Annotated in this window: 11 protein-coding genes; all 11 read left to right on the top strand. The window is 53.3% G+C overall.

The window, feature by feature from the left end; translation table 11 throughout:
* Window positions 1-689, top strand: a 689-nt coding sequence (locus H5P28_RS17850; RefSeq protein ID WP_221773476.1) for an ankyrin repeat domain-containing protein, incomplete at its 5' end; no start/stop codon positions are given.
* Window positions 690-712: 23 nt separating this feature from the next.
* Entirely contained in the window at window positions 713-1771 is a 1059-nt protein-coding gene (locus H5P28_RS17845) for a hypothetical protein (RefSeq protein ID WP_185677055.1), read from the top strand.
* 78 nt (window positions 1772-1849) lie between these two features.
* Entirely contained in the window at window positions 1850-2401 is a 552-nt protein-coding gene (locus H5P28_RS17840) for a hypothetical protein (protein WP_185677054.1), read from the top strand.
* Window positions 2402-2454: 53 nt separating this feature from the next.
* Window positions 2455-3183, top strand: a complete 729-nt coding sequence (locus tag H5P28_RS17835; RefSeq protein WP_185677053.1) for a hypothetical protein — start codon at window positions 2455-2457, stop codon at window positions 3181-3183.
* Window positions 3184-4004: 821 nt separating this feature from the next.
* Window positions 4005-6776, top strand: a complete 2772-nt coding sequence (locus H5P28_RS17830; protein ID WP_185677052.1) for a hypothetical protein — start codon at window positions 4005-4007, stop codon at window positions 6774-6776.
* Between the two features lie 23 nt (window positions 6777-6799).
* A complete protein-coding gene (locus H5P28_RS17825; RefSeq protein ID WP_185677051.1) occupies window positions 6800-7345 on the top strand; it encodes a hypothetical protein in 546 nt (181 codons plus the stop codon).
* Window positions 7338-7577 carry a hypothetical protein gene (locus H5P28_RS17820; protein WP_185677050.1) on the top strand — a complete coding sequence of 80 codons (240 nt, stop codon included), beginning with the start codon at window positions 7338-7340 and terminating at the stop codon, window positions 7575-7577. Before H5P28_RS17825 ends, H5P28_RS17820 begins: the two co-directional genes overlap by 8 nt.
* A gap of 28 nt (window positions 7578-7605) precedes the next feature.
* Window positions 7606-8685 carry a hypothetical protein gene (locus H5P28_RS17815; RefSeq protein WP_185677049.1) on the top strand — a complete coding sequence of 360 codons (1080 nt, stop codon included), beginning with the start codon at window positions 7606-7608 and terminating at the stop codon, window positions 8683-8685.
* A gap of 40 nt (window positions 8686-8725) precedes the next feature.
* On the top strand, window positions 8726-14116 hold the full coding sequence (locus H5P28_RS17810) for a thrombospondin type 3 repeat-containing protein (RefSeq protein WP_185677048.1): 5391 nt from the start codon (window positions 8726-8728) through the stop codon (window positions 14114-14116).
* Between the two features lie 4 nt (window positions 14117-14120).
* The gene (locus H5P28_RS17805; protein ID WP_185677047.1) at window positions 14121-14894 is read left to right on the top strand and encodes a hypothetical protein; all 774 of its coding nucleotides are present in this window, start codon (window positions 14121-14123) and stop codon (window positions 14892-14894) included.
* 802 nt (window positions 14895-15696) lie between these two features.
* The coding region (locus H5P28_RS17800; protein WP_185677046.1) for a hypothetical protein at window positions 15697-15927 on the top strand (231 nt) is incomplete at its 3' end.

Genomic DNA, 15927 nt, shown 5'->3' with positions numbered 1-15927 from the left:
TTGCCGGTCTTTGTGGCTGTGCGGCAACGGTCTCTTCTCCTAAAGAGGAAGGCGGTGTTAACCCTGCTGAGCCCGGAGTGTCCTCTGGCCCACGGGCAGCGGTGCTGTGGACTCCCTTGGGGCAGGCGGCGAGGCAGACGGACGACCCGGCGGTCATTCGCAGCCTTGTGCGGGCCGGGGAGGATCCCAGCGGGAGAAACCGCTACGGTGCGACGGCGTTGATGTACGCGGGCCTCTCCAACCCCTCGGTGGCGGTCATTCAGGCCCTGATCGCAGCCGGGGCGGACCCGAACGATGCCGACGACGATGAGTTGACCCCGCTGATGTATGCGGCCCAGGAAAACACCCCCGAGGTCGTTCGGGCCCTGCTGGAGGCGGGGGCGCTTCCGAATGCCCAAACCCAATACGGCTGGACCGCTTTGATGGCTGCTGCCGCCACCAACTCGCCTGCGGTCATTCGGGCACTGGTGGTGGGCGGGGCGGACCCCAACGGCACAGACGGATACGGGTTGACGCCGCTCATGCTGGCGGCGGCCCTGAATCCCGACCCCGCGGTGATCGAGGCCCTTGTGGAGTCCGGGGCAAAGGTGGAGGCGGTGGACGCTCGCGCAGACACGGCGCTTGATTACGCGCGTCAGCAGGACAACGCGGGGGCCGTCACGGTGCTCGTGGAGCTTGGGGGGAAATGACGTTGGAGGCGAGGTCACAGACAGTGCTCCCCTGTGCCCGGAGGCATCGCTCCGGTCGGCGGCGCCTGGCTTCCGTCCCAGTCAAGGGGCTGTTGTGCCTGCTGGGGCTTTTGGTCTCAGGGGCGGGGCAGGCGCAGGGGGCCGGGGCCTTCGATCCCTTCGGGGCAAGGATTGAAGCTGCCGATGGACGGGAGGTGATGGCCCGCATTGTCGGGCACGACGGGAAGGTGCTGCGCTTTGTTCCCCTGCATCAGGAGCGGGAGTATGCCGTGCCCTTTGAACAACTATCTACGGCCACCCGGGAGCAGATACTGGAGCACTGTCCGACCAGCTTCCTCCAACTGGACGAGAACTGGGACCGCAAGAATTCTCACGCCGGACTGGACAACACGACCATCCGGGATCTGGTCAAGCTGTTGGGGCTGCAACTGGGGGCATCTTCGCGGTTGAGGGGGTTTTCGCAGTCGGACAGTTTCAGCCGCGCATGGCTGATGCGGTTTAACGAGTTCGAGCATGGGTGGCTTTATGGGGATCGGTTGGACAGGCGCACCTACCTCTTTGACGGCATCTACTACCTGGATCCCTTGCAGGAGGTCCGTCACCGCCTCTATGACGCCCTTGAGATCGGGCGCTCGCAGGCGGTCGTTACCGACGGCTTCCCGGAGAACTCCTTTCGGCTCTGGGTCTTCCCGGTGCGCGGGGAGTACCGCAACGCCCATGGGTATGATACGCTGGCCCTGTTGAGCGGGTACAACGCCATTGCGCTCATGGTGGACCGGAAGGATCAGGTCGTTGCGGTCGAGTGCCTGCGCACCAGCAATGTCGGCAAACGGGAGCTGCCCAGACCGAACTGGGAGGGGAGCACGATCCACTTTCTGGGCCTGAAGAAGAAGTTCGCAGCTGACGCGACGGTCCTGATCCACACCAAAGAGGAAACGGGAACCCGCTCCGACGAGGGCGTCCATATGACCGAGGTCATGTTCTACAGCTCCGACAAGCGCCCCCTCAGCTACAGTCGTATGTACATGCCTGATGGGTTGGCTCGCATCATCGCCTACAACATATACACCAACTGGCAGTGAGCAATCAGGCCGGGACAGTATTTTCAGCTTGATGCCCCAGGTTTTCAACCAATTCACCCACAAACGACAAGGACAACCATGAATGTAGATGAATTCAAAGCGCTCCTTGAGAGCACGCTGGATGCGAAGTTCGCGCAGATCATGAGCGACAAGCCCGCCAAGGAGCGTTTCCTGCGCTATGTTGACGGGATCACGTTGACGACGGCGGTCCGCAACATTTTCAAGCACAAGCTGAAGGTGACGCCGCCGCAGGTGGAGGCGGCCTGCAAGCTGAGCGAGGCGGTGCTGGCCCCCTCGGGCCGGGAGCGTGAAAACCTGATCAAGGCGGCGGTCGGAGTCGGCGGCGGGGCCGCCGGGATCGCCATGGTCATCGGCGGGATCGGAGCGGCCCTCGGCTGGGGGGCGGGTGCCGTGGCGGCCACGACGGCCTTCTTCATGGGCAGTTCCATCGCCGGTCCGGTGGGCTGGATCTCCACGGGCATCGCCATCGCGGCGGTGGCGGGATACTTTGTGTTGACCGGCAGTCCGCAGAAGGACACCGAACGCTTCATGCGGGTGCCCAAGAACTCCGTCAACCAGGCGGTCGAGGCGATCTGGCCCCAGTACGGGGAGGCCCTTTCCGACTCGTAAGAACGGCCTCCCATGGAAGCGCTCGCCTACATCGTGCCGGGACAGTTCGCTGCTTGCACCTGCCCGCAGCCCAACTGCGTCACTTCGTGGACGGGCTGTTTCCGTTTTTTGCGAAGTTCCCGCTGGCGGACTCGCTGGCCTCCGGCGGCGGACACCGTTGGAAGGCCGGGCACGATCTGCTTCTCGACCTGCCGGGCACCTTCTCCCAGCATGGGATCGTGGAGGGCTACAGGCACGCGGGACACGTCCTGCTGACGGATTTCCCGACCAAGGCGGGCATCCCCATCCCCGGCTTCTCACGGGCCGGACTGGGGCAGTGGCTGGAAGGAATGGGGATTTCCAACGGCTGGCTGAATGTCAACGCCTGCGACGCTGGAGTCGGCCTGTTCGCGGTGGCCGAGGGCAGCGCGGACCTCATGCAGGCCTTCAGCGGTACGCTGGACATGGGGGCCTGGACGTTCGTGGATACCTTTGTCGAAGGCGGCGTGGAGGTCGTGCTGGGCTGCTGGTTGGAAAACCCGTTTCTGCTCGCCGGCGGGATCGAGAACGTGCTGGCGGGGGTGGTCTCGGCCTGGAAGACCTTCTCGGTCTACGTGGACCCGCAGAGCTTCTTCGGGGCGTCCCTGACCTCCGCGCTCATCGGGCCGGTCTGTCCTCCTTTTGCGGTCAAGATGCAGAACGAGTGCCTTCAAGCAAAGGCTTCTGACCGGGAGGCCCCTGACAAACGGGAGACGTACCTGATGTTCCTCTCCGGAGTCATCATCCTGCCGTTGTCGCGCTGATCCTGTTTGAGCCGGGTTCGCAAGATGCCCGCTTCCCGGAAACATCCTTAGACGCTTTCCGCTGAAGTTTCTGGATACGATACACGGTGAGAGATGAGACAGGTCAATACAGCCAGTTTGCGGCAGAGGACCGGCAGGGGGATGGTTTCCCCGGGTTTCCCTTGGGCAAGTCCGCTGCTTGCCCGTACCCACACGGAGTCGTACTACCGCGACCGGGCACAAGATATCCTCGGCGGCGAGACCGAGGTGATCTTGCCGAACCGTACCCGCTGCGACCTCCTCACCGATGAATACGCGGTCGAGGTGGACTTCGCCGACAAGTGGGCCGAGGCCCTCGGCCAGTGCCTCAACTACGGTGCCCAGACCCACCGTCAACCCGCCATCGTCCTCATCCTCGAATCCCCCACAGACACGCCACCTCCAACGCCTCCAGGCAACCATCGAACACTACCGACTACCGATCTGCATTATGCCGCTGCGCGCTTTGGGTGTTCAGAACTTAAAGCCAGGAGAAGATGGAGCCTGCCGGAATGGAATCGACAGGTTACATTGATTGAATCGTGTCTAGCTGGGGGCTGGTAGAGGTGCTCTGGGATGGATCCCGGGCAAAAAAGATAAAAAGCATGATCAATAAAACTCCTCAAATGGATTTATTTGGTAGTCTTATGGATGGTATCAAATAATTAATGGAAAATATTTAAAATTTTATCAGTTTGACATGGATATTGTTAATTTTAGATAAGTAATAGAGTAGATATGTTATGTGTACGATACCCCTGAGACTCACATATTTCTTGCCGGTGTTAGCGGCTCTTTTGTTTATGGCTGGTCTGCATGCCCAGTTTGGCCCTGAGGGCTATGAAGGGCTGACGCCGCCAGCAAGTATCGGGAGTGAGTCAGGTTGGTCGGTCGTCAACGGCAGCGCTACTGTTTCGGATGCAGAGTCAGCCAGTGGAAACAACTCTGTGGTATTGGGTGCGGGGTTGCCTGTGAGTCAAGCTGAGCGTGCCGTTCAGGTGGCTGAGTGGGGGAGTGAGGACGTAGCCTGGTGGGACTTCTGGTTTTTGCCAATGGCAAACACGGAAGGGGATGGGGCTTGGAGCATTGATGCGGACGGTAGCAAGATTGCATTTCGCGCAGTCCAGGTAAAAATCAGTGAAGGTGAACTGGTCTCTGTGCCTGTGCAGGATGGCCGGAACGGTTTATCTACCACGGCCACCGTAAATACTGAGGGGACTTCTATTCGTTTAGAGGGCAACAGTTGGAAGGCGATTCCTTATTCGTATACGATCACTGGAAGTACTGTTCTTACTTTTGAGATCGACGTAACTGCCGCTGGTGAAATTATCGGCATTTACCTAGACGATGACCTTCAAGTAGATACAACGCAGTTGTTCCAAATAGCTGGAAGCCAGAGCGGAGGTTATATCGGACAGTACAATTATTCCGGGTCGGGTTTTCAATCGGTGACTATTCCGATCGGGCAGCACTATACGGGTTCTGTTGATTACCTTATTCTGTTAGCGGATGATGATGTTGCCGGATTGGCGGATGCTACCTTTCGGAATATTCAACTGCACGAAGGTAATCTTCCCGACGGTGAGCAGGGGATGCTGCTAGTTACGGATGCGGATGAGAGCATCTCGCTGCCAGTGTATTTTTCCACCACAGCAAATGCCTCGGATCAATGGACTCGTCTGACTTTGCGCCAGGATTATGCGACCGGTGTATGGGATTTATACGTGGACGGTGATAGTGTGCCGGTCGCGGCGAATTTCTATCTTACCGGGACGTTTACCGAGCCCACCCGTATCCAGTTTTTCGGGGAAACAACAGGAGATGTTTATTGGGATGATCTTCGGTTAACGTCCGGCAACCCGATTTTTACTGATGATGACAATGACGGCATGAGCGATGTTTGGGAGAATGCCCACAGCCTTAACACAAGCGTCGATGATCGTAGCGATGACCCCGATATGGATACGTTGAGCAATATCGAGGAATATATGGGGAGCACTTCACCGCAGGATTATTATAATGGCATGCCGCCGATACTGACAAAAGTCTCGGGAGACGGGCAGGTTGGCTACCCGGGTATCTGGACAGAACTTCCCTTGCGGGTGAATGCACAAGATGGTCAGGTGAGCGACCTTATCAACGCCCCCATCGCCTGGGCGTATGCCGGTGGAATATCAGAAGAAAAACATGACGAAGCCCCTTCGGTTGAGTTGCAAGTCCGCACGGATGAGAACGGCGAATCCGCAGTCTACGCCAAAGCAGTAGACGCCCCGGGAGATTATACTGTTACTGCGATTGCTTACACAGAGTCATCGCAGACGCAGCAGAGCTTTTCCCTCCATGTTGTGCCGCTGCGCTTGGTTTATGATGCCGAGGACGGCAATCCGGATAATGACTTGGTCAACGATAGTAACCCGACAATGGATGGAGCAAACCATGTGTATCAGCGGGCTGGAAGTACCACTTTATCAGGGAACCAGTTTGTTCCCATCGATCCAGATAAACACTACCGTTTGTCAGGCTTGTTCCGTTCGGTTGGTGATGAAAATTCTGTTCTGTATTTCGGGTTTAGTTGCTATTATAAAAAAGAAGAGGGTGGATATGCTCACATCCATCCAGAGTATGTTAACCGAAAGGGTGTTCCTGCAGAAATTGAAAGCTACGATGAGATTGCGGGCACATTACATTTGAATATCGCCCCGCTTGGCTGGGGAAGTACTGGTACACACTTTCGCTGGCTTGGCTATTATATTGGGGGTGATACGAGCAAGTTTCCCGATATTGTACAACGCGGCATCAGCGATCACGAAACATACGACAATGTAACGGGGAACATCTTGACCTATGCCGCCGGAGTCACACCCCCTCAGGAGGTGTTGGATGCACTGGCGGCATCAGTACCAGTGGTTGTCCAGAATCACTACTCAGGATATACGCACAATTATGTGGCATCCACGGGACCTGTTCCTCGGGAATGGACGGAATTCTCAGCTGAGAACATAACTGATATGAGTTGGGGGGCCGGTCCGGAGGACGAGTTTCGATTTGGTACGCAATACATTCGCATTGTGGCAATGGTCAATTACCAACAGACCTCCGGCGCAGTCATTCAGGTGGACGACCTAGTCTGGGAGGAAGTCACCGACTACGACAATGACGGCATCCCTGACTGGTGGGAACGCCGGATAATGGCCGCCGACACCGGTGACAGTATCGCCTCTCTGGAGGATGTTGGTGCGACTTCGGATTTTGACGCAGACGGCCTTACCGATGACCTGGAATATGCCAATGGTAGTGACCCATTGCTGGCGGATTATGTGAGTGGGGCCAGTCATGTCTACTACGTCAATAATATGCGTGGTAGCGACACCGCCTGTAACGGCCTTTCGGCGACGAAGGACCTCCCTGCGGCGGGTGATGGGCCTTTCCGTTCTTTAAGCCAGGGGCTGTCCGCTGCCCCCACTACTTCCACGATCGTTGTTTATGAAACCCGTAACGACTACGAGGAAACAACCCTCTCTCTGTCTGGCAAGGACCTAACCCTGCGTCCATCCGGACACGTGATTTTGAAGTGATTCCCGTACCAACGAAAACGTATATGAAATCCCTCCGCTGTCTCGCCCTTGTCCCCCTGATCGCCCTCCCGCTCATGGCTTCGCCCCCTACCGAGGAGAGTACTAAAGCGCAGGGCTCGCAAGCGGTTGAAACTGCGCAGGCAACAGAGGCGGCGCAGGCGCGGGCCCTGCGAGAGTCCCTGCATGCGTCACGAGAGCAGATGCTCGCGCAACTGGAGCAGGCATCCTCCCCTCAGGACAAGCGTGCGGTGATCGAGCAATGGCGTCAGCAGGCCCGTCCCTTGATTGAACAGCTTGAGCAGCAGCGTTCGGAGTCAGGCGTGGAGAGTGCCTCTGCCCGCACCAGCGTTTCCGCTAAGAAAGCCTCGCCCACCTGGACCCGCCCGCCAATCCCCGACAACCTCTCCGCCGCCGAACGCGAGCAATTCGAACTGCGCTACGATGTGCGCGAGGCACAGATGGCTGACACGCCTGCGCGAGTTGTCGGAGGAGGCGTCCGTCTCCCCGGCTACCCAGTCCCGGGGCGGGCAAGCATCCGCCCGCTCATCGGGCCAACTGCAGTTGCATGACATCCCCGCCAACCTCCCGGCCGAGCAGAAAGCCAGGCTCCAGGCCCGTAACGAACGCCTCGCCGCCGTCAACGAATTGACCGCCACGCTCGCCAACGCCTCCCCCGAGGAACGCCGCGCCGCCATCGACGCCTACCGCGAGAAAATAACCACCCTGCGCGAGTCCTTGTCCGCCACTGGAACTATTTCCCCGGCCCGCCTTGAAGCGACCTCCGCCACATCCGCCGACTAACCCTCTTCACGCCCAACCCACGACCACCATGAAACGCACCCTCCCAACCCTGCTTGCCTCCTTCCTCCTCACAAGCCTCACCCCCTTCACCCTCCACGCCGACTCCCTCACCGTCGAAGGCGACCTCAAGGTCGAGGCTTCCGGCACCGCCCAAGGCGACCTCACCGTGGACAACAAATTCACCGTCAACCCAGGCTCAGGCGTCAAGGCCGCCCTCACCGTCGAACCAAATGGAGTCATCTGGGCCGGCAGCGCAGAAGGATACGACACAACTAATGAAGTCCCAGTTGGTTATAATGTTCGGCTTATGTGGATTCCTCAAAAGTCAACCTTTCGGGGAGGGCTTATGTACGACGATGAGTGGACTTATGATGACATTGGAGATTTTTCTTTTGCGTTTGGTGATGGGGTATCCGTTCGTGGGAATGCATCTGTTGCTTTCGGTCGTTGGACTGGTGCTAGCGGCAGTATGTCCAGTGCCTGGGGGGATGGATCTAGTGCTTCAGGAGCAAGGGCAACCGCTTGGGGTGAGGCTTCGCGGGCATCTGGAGAATTATCGACAGCATCTGGGTATCTGACGCTTGCCGGAGGTAATACTGCCACATCTTGGGGGATTATGACTGTTGCTAATGGTTATGGGTCTATGGTCTGGGGGGACGGAAGTATGGCTTTAGGGGGGAGCACTACGGCTTGGGGTAAAGATACTGTTGCTAGTGGTGATGGCTCTACTGCCTGGGGAGGGTATGTTACAGCTAGGGCTAAGTTTTCAACTGCGATGGGGCGGTTTAATATTGGAGAAGGTAATGGCGTAGAGTGGTTAGAACTGGATCCTCTTTTGGAGATTGGAAATGGGAGTAGTGATGTAAATCCTTCCAACGCCCTGACCATTATCAAGAACGGCCAAACGACCCTGAAAAACAAGTACTGGGACGAGCAAAATCCCACCGAGATCCCCGACGACCCCGATACCACTCTGGCCGGTGACCAGTCCTCCGCCGGCGAAGCCCTCGTCGTCAAAGGCCATACTAACTTGAATGGCAATCTTACGGTTCAAGGTAATGTCACAATGCCCCGCCAGGGAGATATTCTGATGGGGGCTTTTCAATAACCGTCGGGTAAATTTTGCCTTACCTGAGCGCTACTCTACTATGAAACTGATTTTTATTGCTCTGTCTGTATGTGCTTCATCTTTGCCGATGTCAGTGTCTGCTCAGAATGCACCGATTTACCCCCAATGGTGGTTGGATTATGATGTTGTTGATGCAGAGGATTTTCCGGCACCACCGGGGCCCGAGGACACCTATGGGATGTTCTCACAAGAGGAGTGGGAGGCATGGCGGGCAGCAAATAAGGCCCCCGCTAACCTTGGGCAACTCAAGCATATTGCAAGTCAGGCCAAAGCATACATCGACGACATATTTTCACCCTCAGAAGCTGAATGGGATGATGTATATGCTCCTTACCTAAACCCGTTTCCTATGGTTGCGGGTGAACATGACTATGCTCCGGTGAACCAGGGCCAGGCCAAGTTTGTGGTAAATGGGATTTACAATCTATTGCTGTCCTATGGTGTTGATACAAACTCTCAACTCAGCGCCAACTTGGCTAGTGGGCAAAATTGGTCTTATGATAAACCCTGGTCGGACGATGGTATAGATGATGCGAATTATGCGCCGCTCAATCTTGGCCAGCTCAAGTGGATGTTTAGTTTCGACCTGAGCAGTTTTCACTTGGATACTGACAGCGATGGCTTGCCGGATTATTGGGAAGTGTCATACGGCTTGGATCCCAATGATGCAAATGGCGTGAATGGTGCATTTGGCGACTTTGATGATGACGGTGCTACCAACCTCTACGAGTACGTTCATGGGACGAGCCCTATTGACCCATCTGATATACCAGCGAACAGCCCGACTGTAGTGTCTGTTTCATCACCTACGGATGGAGATGCTTTCTTAACGGGGGAATTGATATCGGTAAGCGTCAGTGTCGTTGATGCCGATACCGATATCGAATCGATTTCAATGCGATGGAATGGTGATATTACGAGTACTTTTGAATTGGTAGTTGGTGGTGATTATGACGTTGAAACACATGCTCCATTGATTAGTGGAAGTGATGATATTCACTATACATTTGAGTTGCTTGCTAGAGACATATATGGTCACGAAGTCGTGTCGTCGCCTCTTGAGATCATTATTTTGGCGGATTCGGATAACGACCTGATGCCTGATCGGTGGGAATTGGACATAGCCTACTTTGGTGATCTTGATGAAGATGCCAGCGGAGACTATGATGATGATGGAGCGTTCAATCTGTACGAATACCAACAAGGCACCAATCCTAACGACTCGTCTGAAGTACCAGATAATACACCTGCTACTGTTAGTGTCGTAGCGCCGGGTAATAACCATTCTGTCACGATAGGGGATGCAATTGTCTTTGTTGCTGAAGCCAGCGATGTCGATACGGGGGTTTACGGTGTTGAGTTCTTTCAGGGTGAAGTATTGCTCGGTGAAGGAATGCAGCAGTATGACGGTTCTTACCAATTAAGGTGGGTTGTCGATATGCCAGGGTCTGCGACTGCTTATCCCATCATTGCCAGGGTTTACGATGACTACGGGCACCCTACGGATTCTGCGCCAATTGACTTATTCGTGAAAGGTGACGATGATGGTAATGGTATCAGGGATGATATTGATGCTATCTGGGCCAATATACTTGCTGCTGATCCTGATTATATTGATCTTACTTATGCAGATTACTATGATCCAGAAGGGATTATCGGGGGTGCCCCAATAAACCCCGCCCTGCTACCGGTAGAGCCGATTAATGCAGAGCAATCTCTTTCGGTGCTTTGGGATTATGACGGCGATGGTATTAGTAATTATCAGGAGTATCTGGATGGTACCGACCCGAATGATTTCTTTAATGGAGAAGTGCCTGTACTTTCAATATTTGATGGCAATAATCAATCTGCCGCGCCGGAAAGCTGGCTTGAACGAATGATTTACGTTAAAGTTCAACATTCCTCAGGCGAAGGTTACGCAAATGCACCTGTCAGGTTTGCGGTCGTAGGAGGGTATCCCGGTCTGGGTTTATCTCAAAGCTCTAATGCGCTCTCGAGTAGTTTAGTTCAACAGACAGCCTCCTATGGGGCAAAGGCTTATTTCTATACTCCCTCCCTGCTCACGGGTACACTCAATACCACGGTCACTGCAAGCCTACCCAGTGGGCAAAGTGTTTCTTTTGTCGTTTCTACGGATGCGGGGTATGCCATCCCGCCTGATGAGCCTTATGATTTTCACCGTAAGGTTAACTACGGTCCCGAGGGTACTATTGTTTCTGTTACATACCAGTGGCGATCAAATGCCTCAAGTGATACGTTGGTCTCAATCGAAGAGCAACAGGGCGATGGCTCATGGGCTAATATATTGCCGGTTGGTATGACGTATGCCAGTCTGGATGCGCCCTCTGACGGGAACTTGTACAGCATTACCCTGGCCAGTGGGTTTAGCGGCGCAACAACAAATACTCAGGCAACAAACACATCTTCCGGTGGTGTTGGCACATCGTCTTCCAACCAGACTAACCCAGCATATGTCGATAGCGATGGCGATGGTATCAGTGACCACGATGAGATATACATCTGGGGCACCTCGCCAGACAACGCCGACACCGATGGGGACGGTAAGCCTGACGGTAAGGATGCGGTCGGCTACGACCCGTTTTTCACCTTCGATGCAGTCGCAGGGAGTGGCTATGCGGTGATTGATGTCGTTAGTCTCTCGAATGCTCCAGATACATTTGAAGCAGTGAACAACCGGGGATCGGTGGTTTTTTCTGAAAAATACAACAGTTTCTTTAAGGTCTATAAGTTGGGAGGTGGTGTTTTAAATAAAAGTGGTCGATTTATTGACATGAACAATAACGATGTGGTTCTGTTTGACCCACCCGAACAAGGGGAGCATGCCACAGAATTATCTATTTTGTCAGGTAATGGAAATGTTGGTACTATCAGTCCTCCTGAGAGATATGTTCCTTACCTGAATTCACCTAGCACCAGTAGTGTTGAGTACGAAGAGGAAACATGGGACTTGGTTAGGGGGGTTCAGAGTTTAAAAGGTAAGGAATCTTACGTTATCGGGTTGGCTATCTCAGATAGTGGGCAAGCCTGGATGGAGGCTAAAAATTATGGTTGGACTCAACGATTATGGTTTGAGATCCTTGGTTACTCAGATCCAGAATCGAGTACGTATAATTCGTATATTAAATACGAAAGAAGCTATGGAGTAGAGTATTTGATTTTCGGTAATAAAGTGATTGGGGGTGAGTCATCCTATGCAAAAATTGATGATGGGAATTGGAATATGGAAAATGGTGGAAGCGTTGTTTTTGAACCTACATATGATAAGGTTAAGCGAAGCTTAGATGCAGGAGGGTTGGACGATCCAATTTGGAGATTATTCGATTCTACACACGATGGAGATTGGGTGTTGCGTAAAATGGGAGATTCGAATAAGTTTAAGTTTAGTGATGGAACTAAATTAAGTGCTCAAGGGAATTTTCATTTCTATTCGATGGGCACGCTTAATGGGCAGTCCGGGTTATGGAAGTCTGCCCATGGGGGGGGAGGTCCTGTTTTGTTCCTCTCGGATGTTGGTAACGGTGGCCAGATCCTTAGCAGGAATGGTGGTGACGCCCAACAGGTTGTTGGCTTCGGTTCAAATGGGGTTATGCAAGTCAATGGCAATCGTCTCTGGCGAAATGGCCGCACTCTTAATGATGCAGATATTCTCGGCCCGAATAACCCGGACTGGTCCAACCTCTCGATCGAAGACATCTCCGACAACGGCGCCTTCATCGCCGCCACCGCCACCAGCGCCACCGACGGCCAAGAGCACCTCGTGCTGCTGGTAAGCATAAATGTCCAATGGGAGTCGCAATATGAAGACAACCCAGTAGAAGACTTTAAAGTACCAGCCTATTATAGCGAGTACAGCTCGAAGGATTTAAGCTGGCTGGAGGGGAAGCGCTATTTTCCAGGGGCTGCGAGTCCAAGTGAGGATTCTTACAGAAATCGAATCAATGTACATGTCAGCATCCCTGAGTATGCAAACGGAAGGGTTAAACTTCGAGCCTTCGATGTGGATGATCCCACTCCGATTGAGGGGGTGGATGACGATAGCGGTGCCTCGATTGGAGATGACAATAATGAGATTGATTTCTCTCTTTCCGGCGAGTTTTCAGGCATTGTGACTGTTGGCACAAAAGAGAGTATCAGCCTGGCGGAAGACAGCATTACTCTCCAACTCAATGAATCTGGAGAGGCCGTTGCGGAATTTATTTTAAGCCCGCAGCCTGGAAACAATTACCGGATTGCGGCTGAATTACTGCTCGACGGCGTCACGTCGAATATAGGCAGCTTACAGGTGGCCGAGGAAAATGATTTTTACGTAAGCGGAAACAGCGAGCAAGTTCCTGCGTTACCACTGGGTATTGTTTCCGATACGCTCACGGTATGGAGGAAATTGTACCTTGAAATTGACTCGATGGAGGCTGGCCCGCCTTCAAGCGGAAGCGAGAATAATGTGGTTACTGGCACAATTGCCGACTACTCAGCAGACATACCCATCCCCGGAAGGTCTACATTAACACTGGACATCTCTCTTCCAGACGAACAAGACAGGTTTCAGTTTGGCCTTATTGATATAGATAATATTGGAATTTATGAAGTACAGTCAAACACAGACAACATACTCACTAATGATGAGGTAGTGGTAAAAGGCAATCCTGGTAGTTCTGCCGTTGGGCAGCCGTTTGCTCTTGTAGACGACGATGATTTTTATCTGGTTGAGGCAGGCTTACCTCCCGCATTGCCTCAGAACCAAAATAGTGCTTCGATTGTGGAAGCGATTATGCCCAAATATGCGATGGCTTTCATTGAAGTTATTGATGCCAACAGTCTTGGATTGAATCCAAACCAAGTTATACCGTTTAAACTCAATGAAGCGGTAATTTTACCAGCAGGAACGGGGAGCGACTTTGATGACGCCAAAGATATTCAGGACAGCATGTATTTCTGGGCGCATACGCTCGTATTTGGATACCAAGCCCCTACAGGGGCTACTTCAATTTCATTACTCGATGGTGAGCTTGTAATAATCGTTGGTGGTGATCGCGATCCGAATGAGGAGCCTTTTTTGATGGGCGGCACTCCGGAGGGAAACTTGGCGATCAATAATTCATATGGATATTCTGTTGTTTATATGGAGGCCATACGTGAAGAAGAAATAGGCAGTCCGCTGTCAACTGGTATATTGAATGATCCGCAGTCTATGGCTGGATATCGGGAGAGGTATATGGGAAGGCTCTATGGCACTTCTGCTCATGAGATAGGGCACGAGCCAGGGCTGGAGAGTGAAAGTAGCGATCACAGTGAGGGTGGTCTTATGCGTGCTGGCGGTGCGCGTATCGATGTGGATTTCTCACCTTTATCAATCAAGAGGTTTAGAGAGGCTCAACAATGGAGTGATTAACAGTATGAAAAAAATATATATATTTGTTGTTACATGTACGCTTTCGATTGTTTCATACGGAAATACAGTCGGCCTTCCAGAGGGAACTGCGGCCAACCAGCTCAGTATGTTCATATCCATCTATCAACGTTGGGAAAATGGAAAATTGCCCTCAAGTTGGAATGACATTGCACAAGTGGATGAAGGGTTGACGTCCTTAAACTCGAGCTTCTCCGATGGTGCAAGTATTGATAAGCTATATTCATTTATTTTGCCCGAGGATCGCCAAAAATACCCGGAAGGAGAACTGTTGCTGATACGCTCTAGGCCGATGGAATGGCCGGAAGCATGGGAAAGTGGAGTTCAAGTGGAAGACCGATCCAAACTGACGGATGAGCAACGTAAGGAATGGGAGCGATTACAGGAAGTCAAAAAAGGATATCAACGGCCAATCCGCTATCTAATTTACAAAGATAAAAACGGAGAATACATAGCTGACTGGTGGTATGAGGATGACGTGCAAAAGATGCTTGAGAAAACAGGAATTCGTGTTCCTCCGCCTATACCTTACCATCAGGATCAGCATGTTGAGGAGACTGTTTTCCCCGACCAAGTCGCGCCAGTAAGTCAGACGGTGGAGACCCATGAAAAAGATGCCGTGCCCCATGAAGCTCCGGCCAATTTCGCGAAACCCCAACACGAACAAGAACCGACGACCACACGTTGGTGGTCATGGGCATTGTCGGCGATCATCTTAATTCTCGCGTTGATCGCGCTAATTCGAAAACGAAAATCGTAAACTATTGATGCGTTAACCTTTTAGGAATAGTTGTTCATTGAGAGTCGTATGCGGAGGCTCTTGCCAGAAGCAATATTGACATTTATGAAGTACAGGCAGGCTGAACCAGAAGGGGGCATGTCAATAATTTAAACATTGGACGTTTTCGTTTTGGCTTTTTCGCTGAGATGTTTTCCCAGCTAAAAAGAAGGCGACCATGGGTGGCCGGCTTCTTTTTAATTATCCCCACGGGTGAGACCGAGAGTAAGCGTCACGTGTAGCACCATCAGATTGCTACTGCAGAGGTCATTTTCATCATAGACGTCATATCTACGGCACCTACGATAAGTACGATAGTTATGACTCAGGCGGCGGCTGGACTTACATCCAGTAGCTTGGCTTTGGCAAGTGCGGCGGGAGTGTAGCTATGTATTTGTTGGTTGGTGGCCGGATAACGTAGTCTATTTTTCGCACATTTGATTTGGATGTGCTCAGGAAGGTTCAGATAAGGAACCGAAGCCTTGGCCATGGAGCACTGGGGGCGATAACACTGACGCAGGATGAGCAGTGTCTTTTTCGGGCGTTCCCAGGCAGGGCGACCTCTTCGAGCTAAAAAGAAGCCGCACCCCAAGCGGCTTCTTTTATTGTTCGCCTACGATCTGGGCAGGGCAGAGAAGACAGCCCTTGGGCTGTTTCCCTCCCCGTTCCTCAGTTCACTCCGGCGTGGGCGTCGAGTAACTGGTGGAGGCGCTCGGTTCTGGTGGGCAGGAGGTTGAGGTTTCCCTTGAGGGCCTCGGTGAATGCGTTCTGGAGGGACCACAGGGTGCGCTCGCGGAAGCAGGGGTTCGGGGTTTCTCCAGTGGTCGAGGACCTTGGGGATGTGCTGGTTGGAGCAGACGCCTGCATCCACAGCTCGGATGATGAGGTCGTGGGCGCGGGTGTCGCGGAGGCGGGCCTGTTTGTAGGCTTCGATGCGGCGGGCCTGTTCACCGAAGCGCCCGACGAGGCGTTGGACGGCGTTGTCGGCCAACTCGTCGAGGTCGCGCAGGATGAA

Origin of the sequence: Ruficoccus amylovorans (genome assembly GCF_014230085.1) — a bacterium.
GTDB lineage: Bacteria > Verrucomicrobiota > Verrucomicrobiia > Opitutales > Cerasicoccaceae > Ruficoccus > Ruficoccus amylovorans.
This window is presented reverse-complemented; position numbering and strand designations above follow the sequence as displayed.